The sequence below is a fragment of the Vibrio aestuarianus genome, from assembly GCF_012395185.1.
Classification (GTDB): Bacteria; Pseudomonadota; Gammaproteobacteria; order Enterobacterales; family Vibrionaceae; genus Vibrio; species Vibrio aestuarianus.
The window spans coordinates 74353-91255 of sequence record NZ_JAAZTU010000007.1 but is presented as its reverse complement, the minus strand read 5'-3'; the positions used below and the strand labels follow the sequence as shown (position 1 = coordinate 91255).

Here is a 16903-nt window from a genome sequence, read left to right as displayed (position 1 = left end):
GGTGCAACAAAGAAGGGAGGCTAAGCCTCCCTTTCTGTGCGTTTGAGTCAATAATGACATTGTATTTACAATATATTGACGCGCTTAGTTAGCCGAATACGGCTTGGATTGCATAGAAGAACACAACTGCAAGCAGTGCACCTGCTGGTAATGTTACGATCCAAGAAGCAACAATATTACGCACAACGCCCAAGTTAAGCGCTGCGATACCACGAGCAAAACCAACACCCAAAACCGCACCGACGAGTGTCTGTGTAGTGGAGATTGGAAGGCCAGTACCTGAAGCCAATACCACCGTAGAAGCGGTTGCTAGCTGGGCTGCAAAACCACGACTAGGTGTAAGTTCAGTAATTCCGGTACCTACAGTTGCCATTACTTTGTGACCTAATGTTGCCAGGCCGACTACAATACCAAAGCCACCGAGTGGAAGAATCCACCATGCAATTGTACTTTTGGTTGTAATTTCACCCATATGTTCGATAGTGGAAACAACGGCAGATAGTGGACCAATTGCGTTTGCTACATCGTTTGAGCCGTGAGCAAAAGCCATCGCACATGCGGTAATGACCATCAACACACTGAAGATACTTTCAACGCCAGCAAAGCCATGGTCTTCTTCGCGGTTGGCAAATTTCTTTTTAATGTATAGGTAGCCGCCTAGCATAACCAAACCAGAAACAATGGCTGACCACATCCAAGCTTCACCGCCACTTAGATGTAAGCCAACGTGTTTCAGGCCTTTCTTGATGGTTACTAAAGCGATAACCATGGTGGTGATAAACATATAAATTGGCACAAAGCGTTTCGCATTCATCAACGGATTTTCAGTATCAAAAATCAGTCGCTGTGCACTGACGAAAATCAAGTACGCAAAGAAACCAGAAATGACGGGAGTCACAATCCAGCTCCCTACAATGCCTTGTACACTGCCCCAATCGACGGCTTCTGTACCGACTGATACGCACGCAAAACCGATGATTGCACCGATAATTGAGTGAGTAGTCGAAACAGGCCAGCCCATGTAAGAAGCCAACAATAACCATGTGCCTGCGGCAAGTAGCGCAGACATCATGCCATAGACAAGAACATCAGGTTGGTGTGCAAATAGAGATGTTTCGATAACACCTTTACGGATAGTGTCGGTTACTTCACCACCAGCGAGATATGCGCCCGCAAATTCAAAGATCATCGCAATAAGGATGGCTTGTTTTACGGTAAGTGCTTTCGAGCCTACAGAGGTGCCCATTGCATTCGCAACGTCATTTGCACCAATACCAATAGCCATCAGAAAACCGAAAGCGGCTGCAACAATAATCAGGACAGTGCCGTAGTTCGCAAGGATATCCATCGTAATACCTAGTTGTTTGATAACAAGCGGAGCAATATTGTTTACGTTTTAATGACGCAAAAAACCATCAGCGATGAATAATAATCAACGCTTAATTGATGGTATCAAATAGTGCTCTTCGTTATTTGGTTAACTTATTGATTTAAGAACGAGAAAGCATAACTTCAAGACGAGCGCCTACGCGCTGTGCTTGATCGGCAATGCCACCCACCCACTCTAGAATTTTATACAAGAACATGACGTCGATCGGATTCATTTTTGATTCAATCGCCATCAATTGTTGGCGTAGTTGAACCTGCATCGTGTCAGTGTCATCTTCAATCACATCCAGTTGATTGATCATTTCAGCTACTAACGTAACTTCACGACCTTTAAATCCAGTTTCCAATAACTCATCGAGCTCATTGATCACTTTCTGTGCTTGGCCCGCTGCGTCTAAGCAACGTTTTACGTAAGCAATGAAGTTTTCTTGAAGAGGCTCTGGGATGATTAATTGACGACCGTAAACACGGCCTGAAATATCTTTGGCAAGGTTTGCGAGTTTATCTTGCTGAGTTAATAGTTCCAACATGTCGGTACGATCAACAGGCATAAATAAACCGCGAGGCAGTTTAAGACGAATTTCACGCTTAAGTACGTCTGCTTCTTTCTCTAGATGAGAAATTTGAGCACGAATTTCAGCTGCTTTTTCCCAATCACCCTTTGAAGCGACTTCAAAGAAGTTGACTAGATGTGAACAGCATTCATTCACACATACCACGTGGCGTTGCAAAGGCTTTATAGGGGACTTTGCAAATAACCCCATAATTGTATTTACTGGCATGGTCATTCAACCTAAAAAATATAACCTTAAAAGAACATACACCATTCTTGGTGAAATGTTGAGCGATGGCTATAAAGGCGCGCATGTTAACCCATTCAATCTCTCATTTAAACTGTTTTAGATCATCATTCTGGTGATATTTGTCACTTGCCCCACTGTGCATTAGGCAATATTCTTTCACCATCTGCTTTGAAAGGGTTAGTTATGGAAACCGAGATAGAACTGAAGTTTTTTGTTTCTCCACAATTTTCGGAAATTTTACGATACAAAATTTCTGAACTCAAAGTACTTCAGCACAGTTGTCGAGAGTTGGGTAACATTTACTTTGATACGCCTGATAATTGGCTACGTCAGCATGATACTGGGCTTCGTATTCGCCGTTTTGATGATGTGTATGTTCAAACCGTGAAAACAGCCGGGCGAGTCGTAGCGGGCTTACACCAAAGACCAGAATATAACGCAGAGCACAATAGTGATGAACCTAAACTGGCCCTACATCCCGAAGATATATGGCCAACGGGTAAAAGTGTTGAAGCGCTTCAATCAGAATTGATCCCCTTATTCTCAACGAATTTCACCCGCGAACAGTGGTTGATCGGCATGGCTGATGGTAGCCAGGTCGAAGTTGCTTTCGATCAAGGTTTTGTTGTCGCTGGTGATCAGCAAGAACCGATTTGTGAAGTGGAGCTTGAGCTCAAGTCGGGACAAACCGACGCTCTGTTTACACTTGCACGCCAATTTTGTGAACATGGTGGTATGCGCCTTGGTAATTTGAGCAAAGCGGCAAGAGGTTATCGTCTATTTTCAGCCTACCTTGGCGATGAAGTAAAACCATTGGCTTTGGTTAACACTGACAGCTGTGATAGTGTTGAATCTTGCTTTATCCATTCTTTAGAGCATGGTTTGTCTCATTGGCACAATCATGAGCAGATTTATACTGAACGAGATTCGGTTCCAGCACTGCACGAAATTAAACATGCGATTAGCTTTTTACGTCAAACACTCACTGTTTATGGTGGGATTGTGCCGCGTCGAGCTAGTGCGATTTTGCGTCAAGAATTGAAGTGGTTAGAGAAAGAGTTATCTTGGTTAAAAACGTATGACTATTTAGCTGACTTACTTGAGGATAAAGGCCATGCGTTACGTAAGCTTGATGCACGCAAATTTTTAATCGCAGAATTAAAAGAGCAACAAGAAGCATTGCCAAGCCGTGATGATGTGCTCAAGTTACTCAATTCGGCGCGTTACACAGGTTTACTGCTTGATCTTAGTCGTTGGATTCTTAGCCGTGGATGGCAGCCATTTCTGGATGATAAAGCAAGAGACAAAATGGCGGGTAATATACGAGCCTTTTCAGTGAAGCAGTTGGATCGAACGTGGGCTGAGTTAATGGAGGTATTCCCTCCCAAAGTTGAACTGAACCCTCAAGAGTATATTGATCAGCAATATCGTTTAATGCGCAATTTATATACCGGTGTTGGGTTTGCAAGTTTGTATGATGCCGAAGAGCGTCAGAATTTTCGTTTGCCTTGGGCGGATTTATTACAAGGTATTGATGATTTATTGATGCTCAAACCATTAGAAAGTCTGGTCGATAAACTGCAAGATGATGAACAAGATCAATTGAAACGTTGGTTGGTTCGTCAAGAAAACTCAATTGTCCATGCGATGGAGCAAACCCGTAACATTGGTATTGAAGCTGAGCCTTATTGGCGTAGTCACCGTTAATCTGGACTTTTAATCCTTTAAAAAGAGATGCTACGGTGTCTCTTTTTTGTTTTCATCATGTTCAGTTTTCTGTTCTAACAGTTGTGTTTCAATTTGATCGATCCGAACTAGGATCTGTTTTTGTTGTTCAACTAATTGGATCAGCAGTTTTTCTTTATTTTCTGAGCGGCGAGTTTGATGTTTATCTGGTGAGGTAATTAATGAAGTAATCAAACCTGAAATCATACCGAAGAGTCCAACGCCAGACATAATGATCGTTGCGGCCAACACTTTTCCCCCATCTGTCACGGGATAATGATCACCATAACCGACGGTTGAAATCGTCACTAACGCCCACCAAAGTGCATCTCCTCCTGAGTGGATATTGGAATCCGGTGCTTTACCTTCAAGGAAAAGCATAAAACTTGACCCAATAGTCAGCAGTACTACCATTAATAATAAAATAGAGGCTAGGGTAGTTTCTCTTCGATTTGCCATTAATTGTTTGAGAATGCTTTTTCCTGAACGGATAACGAGCAGTACGCGCAAAATATGGAAAATACGCGCGTAGCGTAACTGTTCAATAATTGGAATGCTTGCGACAAAGTCGATCCAATGTACTTTCATATATTGCACTCGATCTGTGGAACGGATCAAATCAACAATCAGTTGCAGCATAAAAATACTACAGATCAACAAATCTAGGCCGATAAGGACCTGATGGGTGTTATGATCAATTGGGACAAACAATAAGCCTGAGATCACAAATAGCGCCATCACTGACAAGATCAGTGACAATAAATTCATCGGATTTGTTTCATCTTTGGTATTATCTTCTTTCATACGAAGCTCAAAATAAATAGCGCATCTCTTTTCAGAGTGAGCAAAATTATAAACAATTTCAATGTCTAAGACTTAGTGGAGAACTAACAATGGCTACGATGGCGTTTAAACCATGGGAGCGAGTGATTACCGATATTCGCCTTGTTCCTAAAATGGTGATGCTGATGGTGTTCAGTACAGTATTAATTATCGCCAAACAGCTTTGGGATGCGCACACTTTTTACCAATCACTACTAGCCGTAACCCAGAATCTCGATATTGCCCAACAACACTATGATGCTTATATTACACAAGTTATTTGGCAAACGGCGTTAATCATCATTATTTTTGTTGTGTTGCTTTTAGCGGCAGCCAAGATCATGTTGCGTCAAACTCAATATTTGAGTGATTCAATCAAACTGATGGCAAGCCGTGATCTTTCCACTCCGATTAATATGGAGTGTAAAGATGAATACGGTGATGTGGCTCGCGAACTCGATAAAACCCGTCGTCAACTGCAAGATGTGATCAGAGTGCAGATTGAATCCTCCCAAGAATTAGCCGCTTTAACGGAAGTTATGACAATCAGCATGTCAGAAACGAAAGAGTCGGCACAAGAAGAATTTAACGAAATTGATCAACTGGCTACCGCCATGAGTGAAATGACTTCTACGGTACAAACGGTTGCTGAACACGCGCAAACGGCGTCATCTTTAACCGAAGAGGCATCAGGGCAGGCGCAGACAGGGCAGCGTTTCGTTAAAGGTACCATCACCAAGATGAGTGAGTTGTCGCAAGATATCTCAGCGTCAGCGCAAGCGGTCAACCAAGTTGAGGAACGTGTTGTCGCCATTGGCAGTGTGGTTGGAACCATTCAAAGTATTTCAGAGCAAACCAACTTATTGGCATTGAATGCCGCGATTGAAGCAGCGCGCGCAGGTGAAGCTGGGCGTGGTTTTGCGGTTGTTGCGGATGAGGTTAGGAACCTAGCTCAGCGTACTCAACAGGCAACCATTGAAATTCAAGAGATGATTTCGCAATTACAAAGTAGCGCAAATTCAGCAGTTGATCTGATGGAAAAAAGCGTAGTAGAAGCCGCTGAAGGGGTTGAACTAGTGACTAATGCCGGTAGTGAATTAGATGGTATTGTCAACCAAGTGCGACGCATTAATGACATGAATATTCAAATAGCGACGGCTGCAGGTCAGCAAACGAGTGTGGCTCAAGAGATGGACCAAAACTTGACCAATGTTCGTGAGCTGGTTGAAGCGTCGGTAACCGTGGTGGGAGAATTGCTCGAAACCTCGGAAATCATGCAAAGCAATGCTGAAGAGCTTGATCGTAAAATTACCCTCTTCAAAGTGTAAACCGATACTGTAATAACCTTGAATCAACGCCCACAATTCTTGTTGTTGGGCGTTTTTTATTGCAGCAAGTTTGGTATAAATATCGTCTCAACAAAAATTCGTCGCAAAATATTAACTGATGCTAGTGCTTAAGCATTGATATCAAAATACAAGGATGCCTCATGCGATTGCCTTCTGTACTTAACTCTTCCGCTCAAGCTGCTTATCAGCTGCTTCTAGAACAACAACCTTGTATTGAGCAGTGGCCTGAATCACTCAAATCTGAACTAATTTACGTACTGGGGTTGAGTCAATTTATTGGAGAAGCACTGCAGCGTGATGAGGTGCTGTGTCAGCAATTACCTCATATGCTAGAAGATGCGGCACAAACAGAATCATTATCACACCAAAATAAGTCACGTTTTGATGGCTACCGTAGTGAGCTGGCCAAGCAACTGGCAGCCTGTAACGATGAAATGAGTTTTCATCGCAGATTACGCCAATTCCGTAATCGAGAAATGGTCTATATTGCATGGCGTGATTTTACCGCCTCTTGGCCGCTAGAAGAGAGTTTAGAGCACCTATCGGCTTTGGCTGAAGCGCTGATCTTTGAAACTTATCAATGGCAGTATCAAGTGTGCTGCTCAGAATGGGGAACCCCCACTAATGCCGATGGTGAGGCCCAACCAATGTTGATTATTGGTATGGGGAAATTGGGTGGCGGTGAGCTTAACTTTTCTTCAGATATCGACCTCATTTTTACTTACCCAGAAAATGGTGAAACTCAAGGTGCGCGTCGTAGCATCGCCAATGCTCAGTTCTTTACTCGTTTAGGTCAGAGAATCATTAAAGCACTGGATCAGCACACTTTTGATGGCTTCTGTTACCGAGTTGATATGCGTCTGCGTCCGTTTGGTGAGAGTGGTCCTCTGGTGATGAGCTATGCCGCTCTGGAAGATTACTACCAAGAGCAAGGGCGTGACTGGGAGCGTTATGCCATGATTAAAGCTCGGGTAATGGGGCGTGAAATGTACCCGCAGTATCAAGAGCTGCGCCAAATGCTGCGCCCATTTGTTTTTCGACGCTACATTGATTTTAGTGCAATCCAATCATTGCGCCGTATGAAATCGATGATCAGCAGCGAAGTACGCCGCCGTGGGTTGCAAAACAATATTAAATTAGGCGCTGGTGGTATTCGGGAAATTGAATTTATTGCTCAGGTTTTCCAATTGATCCGTGGAGGTCGTGAACCGAGCCTGCGACAACGTGGATTACTCGAAACGTTAACCGCTATTGAAGAGCTAGCCTTGTTACAGCCAGAAGAGGTTGGACATCTACGCAAGGCTTACCATTTCTTGCGTCGTTTAGAAAATTTATTGCAAGCGATGGCTGATAAACAGACTCAAACTTTGCCCGATAATGATATTGACCAACTTCGTTTAGCGACCGCAATGCAGTGTGCAAGTTGGCAGGTATTACTGACTCACACTCAACAGCACATGGCTAATGTCCACCAAGTTTTTGCAGCCTTGATTGGCGATGATGAAGAGGAAGAAGAGAATACGATAGCCAAGCATTTCCATGAACTGTGGGATATGGCGCATAAGCCGGAGGTTATCGATAGCATTCTTCAGCAAGATCTTGCTTGCGCTCAGTCATCTGATATTGCGAAGGTATTGATTCAGTTTAAAGACGATTTAGCGAAAAAAACGCTAGGCCCTCGTGGGCGTGATGTACTCAATCGTTTAATGCCTAAGGTTTTTCAGGCTATTTTCCAACATCCAGATGCCGAGTTTGGTTTATCACGCGTGTTGCATTTGATGTATAAAATCGTCACGCGAACGACTTATCTAGAGTTGCTTGATGAACATCCCGCCGCTCTGACCCAACTGGTCCGTTTGTGTACCGCCAGCCCAATGATCTCTGAACAATTGAGTCGTTATCCTATTTTGCTAGATGAGCTGATAGACCCTCAGCATCTGTATAATCCCATTTCACTTTCGGCTTACAAAACCGAATTGCGCGATTTTTTAGCACGTATTCCTGAAGATGATATGGAACAGCAAATGGAAGCGCTGCGCCAGTTTAAACAGATTTGCATTTTACGTATTGCCGCTGCTGATATTGCAGGTGCTTTGCCTGTCATGAAAGTGAGTGACCACTTAACCTATCTTGCCGAAGCCATTGTAGAAGCGGTCATTCACCAGGCTTGGTTGCAAGTCAGTGCCAAATATGGACAACCTAGGCATTTAAAAGACCGTGATGGAAAAGGGTTTGCTGTGATTGGTTATGGCAAAGTGGGGGGATGGGAGCTAGGTTATAACTCAGATCTCGACATCGTATTTATGCACGATTGCCCTATCGATTCGTATACTGATGGCCAAAAAGAGATCGATGGACGTCAGTTTTACTTACGCTTAGCACAACGCATCATCCATATTTTTTCTATACGCACCGCATCAGGTATTCTCTATGAGGTTGATACACGTTTACGTCCTTCGGGAGTCTCCGGGTTACTGGTGAGCCCTGCTCAGGCATTTGATGAGTATCAGCGCAATGATGCTTGGACATGGGAGCATCAGGCTCTGGTGCGGGCGAGAGTCATTTATGGCGACGAACCCTTACAACACGCTTTTAATCAAACGCGTCATGAAATCTTATCCCTACCAAGAGAAGAAACTAAGCTTAAACGAGACGTTGTCGAGATGCGACTTAAAATGCGTGAGCATTTGGGTGGCAAAAAAGCCGGACGTTTTATGCTTAAGCAAGACATTGGTGGGATTACCGATATAGAATTTTTAGCTCAATATCTCATTTTACGTTTTAGTTATGACAAGCCAAAATTAACCTATTGGTCGGATAATGTGCGTATTTTTGAATCTTTACTGGTGCAAGGTGTAATGGAAGAGCAGCAGGCGGTAGCACTGACGAAGGCTTATACATCGATGCGCAACCAAATCCATCATCGCAATTTACTCAACTTAGATGCCGATGTGGACGAAAGTAAGTTTACTGAAGAAAGGAAACTGGTCACTGAGGTTTGGAATCAGTGGTTAGGTTGAGAGTTTTAGGCGCTCTATTAGCTGTGTTACACTCAGCATAATAACGAAAATTGGAGATCCACAATGAAACCAATCCTACCTGACTACAGCGATGCAGGTGTACTTATTATTGGCGATGTAATGCTCGATCGCTACTGGTATGGCCCTACTGGGCGCATTTCACCAGAAGCTCCGGTTCCTGTAGTAAAAGTAGAGAATAACGAAGAGCGCCCAGGTGGAGCGGCGAACGTGGCAATGAATATTGCTTCGCTTGGTGGCCACGCGCATATCGTAGGTTTGACAGGAATAGATGAACCAGCAAGAGTATTGACCGAAACACTAACTGCATTGAAAGTGAAATGCGATTTTGTTGCGTTGCCAAATTACCCAACTATTACCAAGCTGCGTGTATTAAGCCGTGGTCAACAATTGATCCGTTTAGACTTTGAAGACAAATTTGAAAATACCGATCCACAGTTGATCTTATCTCGTATGGATCAAGCGTTACCGCACGTGAAAGCGGTCATTTTGTCTGATTACGCAAAAGGCGCGCTAGAGCACGTACAGCAACTGATTCAAAAAGCTCGTGCTGCTAAGGTACCAGTATTCATTGACCCTAAAGGTGCTGACTTCGAACGCTATCGTGGTGCTACTTTATTGACTCCTAACATGGCTGAATTTGAGCATGTCGTGGGTAAAGTAAAATCGGATCAAGAATTGGTCGATAAAGGCCTCGCTTTGATCGAAGAGTTTGACCTTGAGGCATTGTTGGTGACTCGCAGTGAACATGGCATGACTCTGCTAAGACGTGGTCAAAAGCCTTTCCATCTGCCAACTTTAGCCAAAGAAGTGTATGACGTAACGGGGGCTGGTGATACCGTCATTTCTGTTTTAGCCGCTTCCGTTTCTGCAGGTAAACCACTGGATGAAGCGTGTGCGTTAGCCAATGCTGCAGCTGGTGTCGTTGTCGGCAAATTGGGGACTTCAACCGTATCAACCATTGAACTTGCTGAAGCTGTTCATGGTAGTAAAGACACCGACTACGGCGTAATTGGTGAGCAAGCACTGATTGAAGCGGTCAAAAAAGCGCAAGCCAAAGGTGAAAAGGTCGTCATGACTAATGGCTGTTTTGATATTTTGCATGCTGGTCATGTTTCTTATCTTAACCATGCGGGGCAATTAGGTGATCGCTTGATTGTTGCAGTCAACACTGATGAGTCAGTGAAACGTCTCAAAGGCCCTGGTCGTCCTGTTAATCCAACTGATCGCCGCATGGCGGTACTGGCTGCGTTAGGTGCGGTTGATTGGGTCGTACCATTTAGCGAAGATACGCCTCAACGTTTAATTGCTGAAGTCTTGCCTGATTTATTGGTGAAGGGCGGTGATTACAAACCTGAAGATATCGCTGGTGGTAAAGAAGTTATCGCAGCAGGTGGTAGTGTTAAAGTACTCAACTTTGAAGATGGTTGTTCAACCACTGAAATTATTGAAGCGATTAAAGGTGGCCGAGGCTAATCTTTAGTGGCTCTGTTGCTATAGTTCCGTTTTCAACTGCGCCATAAAAACACGTAAACTACAAAAAAGCCGCTGAAAATCAGCGGCTTTTCTTACCTAGTTAAGCTTTGAATTAACCAGCGGCTTTTAGGCCAGCGTTAATATCTAAGATATCTTGTTCACTAAGAGTACCCACCGCTTGGCGCAGTTGAAGGACGCTTAGCAGGTAGTCGTAGCGAGCATTAGATAAGCTTTTGTTCGCATCGTATAGTCGACGCGTTGAGTCCAGTACATCAACGATAGTGCGAGTACCTACGTCAAAACCGGCCTCTGTTGCTTCTAATGCTGATTTCGCTGAAATGACTGATTGTTCATAAGCACGTAATGCGCCAATCGATGCACTGATATTGTTGTTATAAGCACGAACATCTTTGACAACGCTACGGTAAGTTTTCTCAAGATCTTGGCTTGCTGCAACGTATGCAAATTCAGCTTGCTTGGTTTGAGAGCTGATATTGCCACCGGTGTACAGAGGGACAACCAAGTTCACACCAATATTGAAGTCATTATAAGCATCAAGATTCGAACTTGCGTTATGGTCGTTACTTTCATCACCATAGTTATAGCCAGCATCTAATGTCAGTGATGGTAAATGCCCTGAGCTGGCGAGTGAAATGTTATCTTTAGCAACGTCTTGAGCAATACGAGCGGTTAAGAGGTTGAGGTTTTTCTGCTGTGCTTCTTCCAACAGCGTATTCATTGAAGTCGCTGTTTTGCTGGCTGAAAAACGATCTGTGTCTAACACATTTAAATTGGTGTGCTCTTGCCCTGTTATTTCACGCAATGCTTCATAGCTGTTAACTAAGCTGTTTTCAGCTAAAACTTCGTCGGCTAATACAGCATCGTACTGAGCTTGTGCATCATGTACATCAGTAATCGCGGAAAGACCAACTTCAAAGCGTTGTTTGGTTTGTTCTAACTGGCGAGCGACAGCGGCTTTTTCAGCACGGACAAACTCAAGGTTATCCTGGGCGCGCAGCACTTCAAAGTAAGATTGAGCAACGCGCAAGATAAGGCTCTGCTGTGTTGCTGCATAGGTTGAGTCAGCCTGACGAGCGCTTTTCTCCGCTGTATCCAAGGTTATCCAGCTAGAACGATTGTAAAGCTCTTGGGAGAAATTGATGCCAGCGGTTAACTTATCACTTTCCCGAGGATCAATATTACTACGGTTAATGTTGTAACCCGCAGTTAAGTTGATTTGTGGTAATAAGCTACTGCGGCTAGAAGTAATCGCTTCAAAAGCGGCATCACGACGAGCTGCTGCACTCAATAATTGCGGGTCATTCTCTTTTGCTTGATTATAGATATCAGCCAGAGTGTCTGCCCATACTGAAGTACTCAGGCTGCCTAATGCCGCGCTGATGAATAGAGGAAGCAGTTTTTTCATTAGTCCTATTCCCTGCCTTAATTATGTAAGAAGGTTATTTACCAAGAGTTTAACTTAAATTGGTGGTAATTCACTCGAAACTTTGCACTTTTTTACATATAACTGTCCACTTGTGCAATAAATTTTGCGTTTAACTTAAATAAAAATACAATTTTTATATAAAAAGTTGAGCAATATCCTTGGTAGTCGATGAATTCCATGATTAAACTATGAGATTCACCGAGTGAGGTTTCAAATGCAACAGTCTGATAAGCAGCACATCAATTTTTCACCTGCGGATGTGGAAGTGCTCTCAAAAGAATCACTATTTCAAGGTTTCTTCCGAATGGTGAAATACCGTTTTAAGCACAAGCTGTTTGAAGGGGGGTGGAGTGCACCTATCGAAAGAGAAATGTTCGAAAGAGGCCATGCCGCGGCGATGCTTGCTTATGATCCCACTCGAGATGAAGTGGTGATCATTGAGCAGATCCGTGTCGGTGCACTAGAACATGCACAGCCTTGGCAGTTAGAGATTGTCGCTGGCATTATTGATACCGATGAAAGTGCCGAACAAGTGGTGCGCCGAGAGTCGCTAGAAGAAGCGGGAGTGGAAGTTGGCCGAATCGAAAAAATCACCTCTTATTATCCATCAGCAGGAGGCTGTTCTGAAAGGTTAGATGTGTTTGTCGGCGAAGTGGATACGACTAAAGCGCAAGGTGTGCATGGGTTAGACTATGAAGGTGAAGACATTAAAGTGCATGTTATGAGCCGTGATGAAGCTTACCAATTGGTGAAAAGCGGACAAATTGAGAACGGTGCCTCAATAATTGCATTGCAATGGTTAGAGCTTAATTATCAGCATTTACAATCACTATGGCAGAGTTAGCATTGAAAAAAACGTATCACGTTGATTTACCAGAGTTAATGCGCGTGTACGAAACCAATTACGCTAAGCTTAACGCTTTGTTGCCCCAGCAGCCGAGCGTCGGTGATTTGCGCTGCTATCAAGCTGCGAAAATGACATATCAATTACAAGTGCTAGAGGTCACAAAGTACACAACTTTAGTGGAGATTTGTCAGAGTGATGACGTTTCGGTGTTTCCATTGCCATCAATGTCTGTCAGGCTTTACCATGATGCGCGTATGTCGGAAGTTTGCTCAAGTGAGCAGTTAAATCAAGTGCAAGCGCGTTATGATTATCCCAATCGCAAAATGCTTCAAAAAGATGAGAAAGCACAGCTCAATCGTTTCTTGGGAGATTGGCTAACCTTTTGCTTGAAGCACGGTATCAGCCGTGCACCTATTAGTATTCCTAAGAACTGATAGTATTCGCATAGACTAACAATATTCGTAAAAACTAAACCATTAGTCATTCAATTTGGATTAATAGATTTTGAACGTGTCGCCCACTTTAGACAATACAGACAGCATAAAACTGCTACAAATCACCGATACGCATCTTTTTGCTCCGGAAGATGGCAGTTTGCTAAGCGTCAATACCGTCGATAGCTTTAATGCTGTCGTTGCGGAGATCTGCGCGCAAAACGTGGTTTATGATGCAGTTGTGGCGACTGGAGATATTTCTCAAGACCACAGTGCAGAATCTTACCTGCGTTTTGCTGATGGCATTGCTGCGTTAGATAAAACGTGTTTTTGGTTGCCTGGTAATCACGATTTTAAACCCAATATGGGAAGCGTATTTCCTTGCGCGCAAATCCAGCAGCCAGAACATGTTTTACTCGGTAAGCATTGGCAAATGATCTTGCTTGACTCTCAGGTAGTGGGCGTCCCCCATGGCCGATTGAGTGATCAACAACTCGCACTGCTGGATGAACAATTATCAGCATACCCACAACGGCATACCTTAGTTTTGCTTCATCATCATCCGTTATTGGTTGGTAGTGCTTGGCTTGATCAGCATACTTTGAAAGACAGTGATGCATTTTGGAATGTGGTTACCCAGCATCACAATGTGAAAGCGGTTGTGTGTGGTCATGTTCATCAAAACATGGATAAACTGCACCACGGTGTTAGAGTCATGGCTACGCCGTCCACTTGCATTCAATTTAAGCCTAATTCGGATGATTTTGCCTTAGATCGCACTTCACCAGGATGGCGAGAAATAGAGCTACTGTCTGATGGTCAAATCAAGACTCAAGTAAAGCGTTTGGCCAACGGTGTATTTCAACCCGATTTTAATGCCAATGGATACTAATATGACAAAACGTCAGCCGATGCTTCTTTACATCCATGGTTTTAACAGTTCACCGTTATCGCATAAAGCACAAGTGATGCTTAATTATTGCAATGAGCATCGCCCAGACATCAAAGTGGTTGTGCCTAAGCTTCCTTCTTTTCCTGCCCAAGCTGCAGAGCACCTACTTGATATCGTTGAACAATATCAAGAGCATTATCAAATTGCCCTAGTTGGTAGCTCACTTGGCGGCTATCTGTCTATTTGGTTGAACCACCTATTTGATTTTAGAGCTGTGCTGATAAACCCAGCTATTAAGCCCTATGAGTTGTTGGCTGACTTTCTGGGAGAGCAAGTTAATCCATACACTCAAGAGCGTTATGTGTTGCAAGCTAAGCACATTGAAGAGCTTAAGGCGCTAGAAGTTTCGATTAATAATGTCAACTCATTGTGGTTGCTACAGCAAATGGGCGATGAGGTTTTGGATTACCGCCAAGCCGTTAATAAACTGGTTGGTTCGAAACAGACTGTTGAATTGGGGGGAGATCATAGCTTTGTTAATTTTGAGCGCTACCCACAACAAATCATCGATTTCCTCAAACTCTGAGAGCTTCATTGAGGGAGGAGTCATAATTTTACCTGTTACTTACTCATCTCACTTGACATAAGCAAGCCTCTTCCAGACTATGTTCCACCTATACTTTTGCAGTTTGTAACGCTGAAAGATTCAGCGTTGTTGTCACTAATTAACCAAAATCACACAATTAATAGACTGCTGAAAAAGTAACGAATCATTTATCTATAAAAGCATTCCGTATTATGACTGAACAATATAATGCTGGAGCCATTGAGGTTCTTAATGGCTTAGAACCAGTACGTCGCCGACCAGGGATGTATACGGATACAGCGCGCCCGAACCATTTGGGCCAAGAAGTTATCGATAACAGTGTCGATGAAGCGCTAGCCGGACATGCCTCCAAGGTGCAAGTTATTCTCCACGCTGACCAATCACTAGAGGTGATTGATGATGGGCGTGGTATGCCTGTTGATATTCACCCTGAAGAGAAAATTTCAGGCGTAGAGCTTATTTTCTGTAAATTGCATGCAGGTGGTAAGTTTTCCAATAAAAACTACCAGTTCTCTGGTGGTCTGCATGGCGTTGGCATATCTGTCGTGAACGCCTTGTCTAAACGAGTCGAAGTCAGCGTTCGCCGTGATGGACAAGTGTATGAAATGGCATTCGAACATGGCAATAAAGTTGAAGAGTTGACCGTAACCGGTACTTGTGGGCGTCGCAATAAAGGGACTAGCGTCCACTTTTGGCCAGATACCAGCTACTTTGATTCCCCCAATTTTTCGGTGACTCGCCTAATCAACAACTTGCGTGCCAAAGCAGTGCTTTGTCCTGGTCTGGAGATTACCTTTAGCGACAAAGTGAACAACAACGAATATCGTTGGTACTACGAAGATGGGTTAAAAGATTACCTCGCCGAAGGCGTCAAGGGTTACACCTTATTGCCTGAAGAGCCATTTACTGGTGAGTTTGTTGCTGATACTGAAGCGGCAAACTGGGCGGTGATATGGCTACCAGAAGGCGGTGAGATGATCACCGAAAGCTATGTCAACCTGATCCCAACCGCTCAAGGTGGTACGCACGTTAATGGTTTACGTCAAGGTTTGCTCGATGCAATGCGCGAATTCTGCGAGTTTCGCAACTTGTTGCCACGTGGCGTTAAATTAACGGGTGAAGATGTCTTTGACCGCTGTTCTTATGTGCTGTCGGTTAAGATGCAAGACCCGCAGTTTGCCGGCCAAACCAAAGAGCGTCTCTCTTCACGTCAAACCGCTGCATTTGTTTCTGGCGTGCTTAAAGACTCTTTCAGCTTATGGTTAAATGAAAAACCTCAATTGGCCGAGCAATTGGCTGAAGTCTGTATTGCAAATGCTCATCGCCGCATGCGCGCCAGTAAGAAAGTGGTACGTAAGAAAATAGCGTCAGGGCCTGCTTTGCCGGGTAAATTGACCGATTGTTCAGTACAAGATCTTAGCCGCACCGAAATATTCTTCGTCGAAGGAGACTCGGCAGGAGGTTCTGCCAAGCAAGCTCGTGACCGTGAATTCCAAGCGGTAATGCCGTTGCGCGGTAAAATATTGAACACATGGGAAGTCTCTGCTGATCAAGTTCTTGCTTCCCAAGAAGTTCACGACATATCCGTGGCGTTAGGAATTGACCCAGATAACGATGACCTAGATGGTTTACGTTACGGCAAAGTGTGTATTCTTGCCGATGCAGATTCTGATGGACTACACATCGCGACATTATTGTGCGCCTTATTCACCAAGCATTTTAAAGCACTTGTACAAGCGGGGCATATCTTTGTGGCTATGCCACCTTTGTATCGTATCGACTGTGGTAAAGAAGTGTTTTATGCCTTAGATGATGCTGAAAAAGATGGCATTTTAGAGCGTCTAAGTAAGAAAAAAGCAAAAATCAACGTGCAACGATTCAAAGGTCTGGGTGAGATGAACCCGCTTCAGCTACGCGAAACGACGATGGATCCGAATACGCGTCGTTTGGTTCAATTGACGATTGATGATGCTGCCGCAACTGATGAAATGATGGATATGTTGCTGGGTAAGAAGCGAGCGGATGATCGCCGTGCGTGGCTGCAACGTTATGGCGATATGGCTGAGGTGTAATA

At 43.9% G+C, this 16903-nt stretch carries 13 protein-coding genes; 9 read left to right on the top strand and 4 right to left on the bottom strand.

All coding sequences use genetic code 11. From position 1 onward, the window contains the following. Positions 1–88 precede the first annotated feature (88 nt). Both HGG78_RS04820 and HGG78_RS04815 read right to left on the bottom strand, forming a co-directional pair. Positions 89–1348, bottom strand: coding sequence for an inorganic phosphate transporter (locus HGG78_RS04820; RefSeq protein WP_053310746.1), 1260 nt, complete (start codon positions 1346–1348; stop codon positions 89–91). A gap of 142 nt (positions 1349–1490) precedes the next feature. Next, complete coding sequence (locus tag HGG78_RS04815) at positions 1491–2171, bottom strand: TIGR00153 family protein (RefSeq protein WP_053310747.1); 681 nt, start codon at positions 2169–2171, stop codon at positions 1491–1493. A 204-nt stretch (positions 2172–2375) separates the two neighbouring features. Between HGG78_RS04815 and HGG78_RS04810 the strand changes: the two genes are divergently transcribed. Next, positions 2376–3899, top strand: a complete 1524-nt coding sequence (locus tag HGG78_RS04810; RefSeq protein WP_053310748.1) for a CYTH and CHAD domain-containing protein — start codon at positions 2376–2378, stop codon at positions 3897–3899. A 30-nt stretch (positions 3900–3929) separates the two neighbouring features. On the opposite strand, the gene HGG78_RS04805 is transcribed toward HGG78_RS04810, so the two are convergent. Continuing rightward, positions 3930–4721, bottom strand: coding sequence for a potassium channel family protein (locus HGG78_RS04805; protein ID WP_172532223.1), 792 nt, complete (start codon positions 4719–4721; stop codon positions 3930–3932). Positions 4722–4810: 89 nt separating this feature from the next. Between HGG78_RS04805 and HGG78_RS04800 the strand changes: the two genes are divergently transcribed. The 3 genes from HGG78_RS04800 to hldE all read left to right on the top strand — a co-directional run bounded on the left by HGG78_RS04800 (position 4811) and on the right by hldE (position 10602). Further along, complete coding sequence (locus tag HGG78_RS04800; RefSeq protein ID WP_172532222.1) at positions 4811–6067, top strand: methyl-accepting chemotaxis protein; 1257 nt, start codon at positions 4811–4813, stop codon at positions 6065–6067. Positions 6068–6228: 161 nt separating this feature from the next. Further along, the gene (gene glnE / locus HGG78_RS04795; protein WP_172532221.1) at positions 6229–9108 is read left to right on the top strand and encodes a bifunctional [glutamate--ammonia ligase]-adenylyl-L-tyrosine phosphorylase/[glutamate--ammonia-ligase] adenylyltransferase; all 2880 of its coding nucleotides are present in this window, start codon (positions 6229–6231) and stop codon (positions 9106–9108) included. 63 nt (positions 9109–9171) lie between these two features. After that, positions 9172–10602: a bifunctional D-glycero-beta-D-manno-heptose-7-phosphate kinase/D-glycero-beta-D-manno-heptose 1-phosphate adenylyltransferase HldE gene (gene hldE / locus HGG78_RS04790; protein ID WP_171979732.1), complete on the top strand. Its 1431-nt coding sequence runs from the start codon at positions 9172–9174 to the stop codon at positions 10600–10602. Positions 10603–10714: 112 nt separating this feature from the next. Here the strand turns inward: hldE and tolC are convergent, their stop codons facing one another. Then, positions 10715–12028, bottom strand: coding sequence for an outer membrane channel protein TolC (gene tolC / locus HGG78_RS04785; RefSeq protein WP_172532220.1), 1314 nt, complete (start codon positions 12026–12028; stop codon positions 10715–10717). A 235-nt stretch (positions 12029–12263) separates the two neighbouring features. Here tolC and nudF point away from each other — a divergent pair, with 235 nt between their 5' ends. The 5 genes from nudF to parE all read left to right on the top strand — a co-directional run bounded on the left by nudF (position 12264) and on the right by parE (position 16901). After that, positions 12264–12893 (top strand): ADP-ribose diphosphatase, encoded by a 630-nt coding sequence (nudF, locus tag HGG78_RS04780; RefSeq protein WP_053310754.1) that lies wholly within the window; start codon positions 12264–12266, stop codon positions 12891–12893. Further along, positions 12881–13330 carry a DUF1249 family protein gene (locus HGG78_RS04775; protein WP_053310755.1) on the top strand — a complete coding sequence of 150 codons (450 nt, stop codon included), beginning with the start codon at positions 12881–12883 and terminating at the stop codon, positions 13328–13330. Before nudF ends, HGG78_RS04775 begins: the two co-directional genes overlap by 13 nt. A 70-nt stretch (positions 13331–13400) precedes the next feature. After that, positions 13401–14222 (top strand): 3',5'-cyclic-AMP phosphodiesterase, encoded by an 822-nt coding sequence (cpdA, locus tag HGG78_RS04770; protein ID WP_172532219.1) that lies wholly within the window; start codon positions 13401–13403, stop codon positions 14220–14222. Between the two features lies 1 nt (position 14223). After that, the gene (gene yqiA, locus HGG78_RS04765) at positions 14224–14808 is read left to right on the top strand and encodes an esterase YqiA (protein WP_053310757.1); all 585 of its coding nucleotides are present in this window, start codon (positions 14224–14226) and stop codon (positions 14806–14808) included. A gap of 212 nt (positions 14809–15020) precedes the next feature. Continuing rightward, on the top strand, positions 15021–16901 hold the full coding sequence (gene parE / locus HGG78_RS04760; RefSeq protein ID WP_053310758.1) for a DNA topoisomerase IV subunit B: 1881 nt from the start codon (positions 15021–15023) through the stop codon (positions 16899–16901). Positions 16902–16903 lie beyond the last annotated feature (2 nt).

Coding starts and splice junctions, on each gene's coding strand:
- HGG78_RS04820 (WP_053310746.1), bottom strand. CDS start 1,348: ATGGATATCCTTGCGAACTACGGCACTGTCCTGATTATTGTTGCAGCC.
- HGG78_RS04815 (WP_053310747.1), bottom strand. CDS start 2,171: ATGCCAGTAAATACAATTATGGGGTTATTTGCAAAGTCCCCTATAAAG.
- HGG78_RS04810 (WP_053310748.1), top strand. CDS start 2,376: ATGGAAACCGAGATAGAACTGAAGTTTTTTGTTTCTCCACAATTTTCG.
- HGG78_RS04805 (WP_172532223.1), bottom strand. CDS start 4,721: ATGAAAGAAGATAATACCAAAGATGAAACAAATCCGATGAATTTATTG.
- HGG78_RS04800 (WP_172532222.1), top strand. CDS start 4,811: ATGGCTACGATGGCGTTTAAACCATGGGAGCGAGTGATTACCGATATT.
- glnE (WP_172532221.1), top strand. CDS start 6,229: ATGCGATTGCCTTCTGTACTTAACTCTTCCGCTCAAGCTGCTTATCAG.
- hldE (WP_171979732.1), top strand. CDS start 9,172: ATGAAACCAATCCTACCTGACTACAGCGATGCAGGTGTACTTATTATT.
- tolC (WP_172532220.1), bottom strand. CDS start 12,028: ATGAAAAAACTGCTTCCTCTATTCATCAGCGCGGCATTAGGCAGCCTG.
- nudF (WP_053310754.1), top strand. CDS start 12,264: ATGCAACAGTCTGATAAGCAGCACATCAATTTTTCACCTGCGGATGTG.
- HGG78_RS04775 (WP_053310755.1), top strand. CDS start 12,881: ATGGCAGAGTTAGCATTGAAAAAAACGTATCACGTTGATTTACCAGAG.
- yqiA (WP_053310757.1), top strand. CDS start 14,224: ATGACAAAACGTCAGCCGATGCTTCTTTACATCCATGGTTTTAACAGT.
- parE (WP_053310758.1), top strand. CDS start 15,021: ATGACTGAACAATATAATGCTGGAGCCATTGAGGTTCTTAATGGCTTA.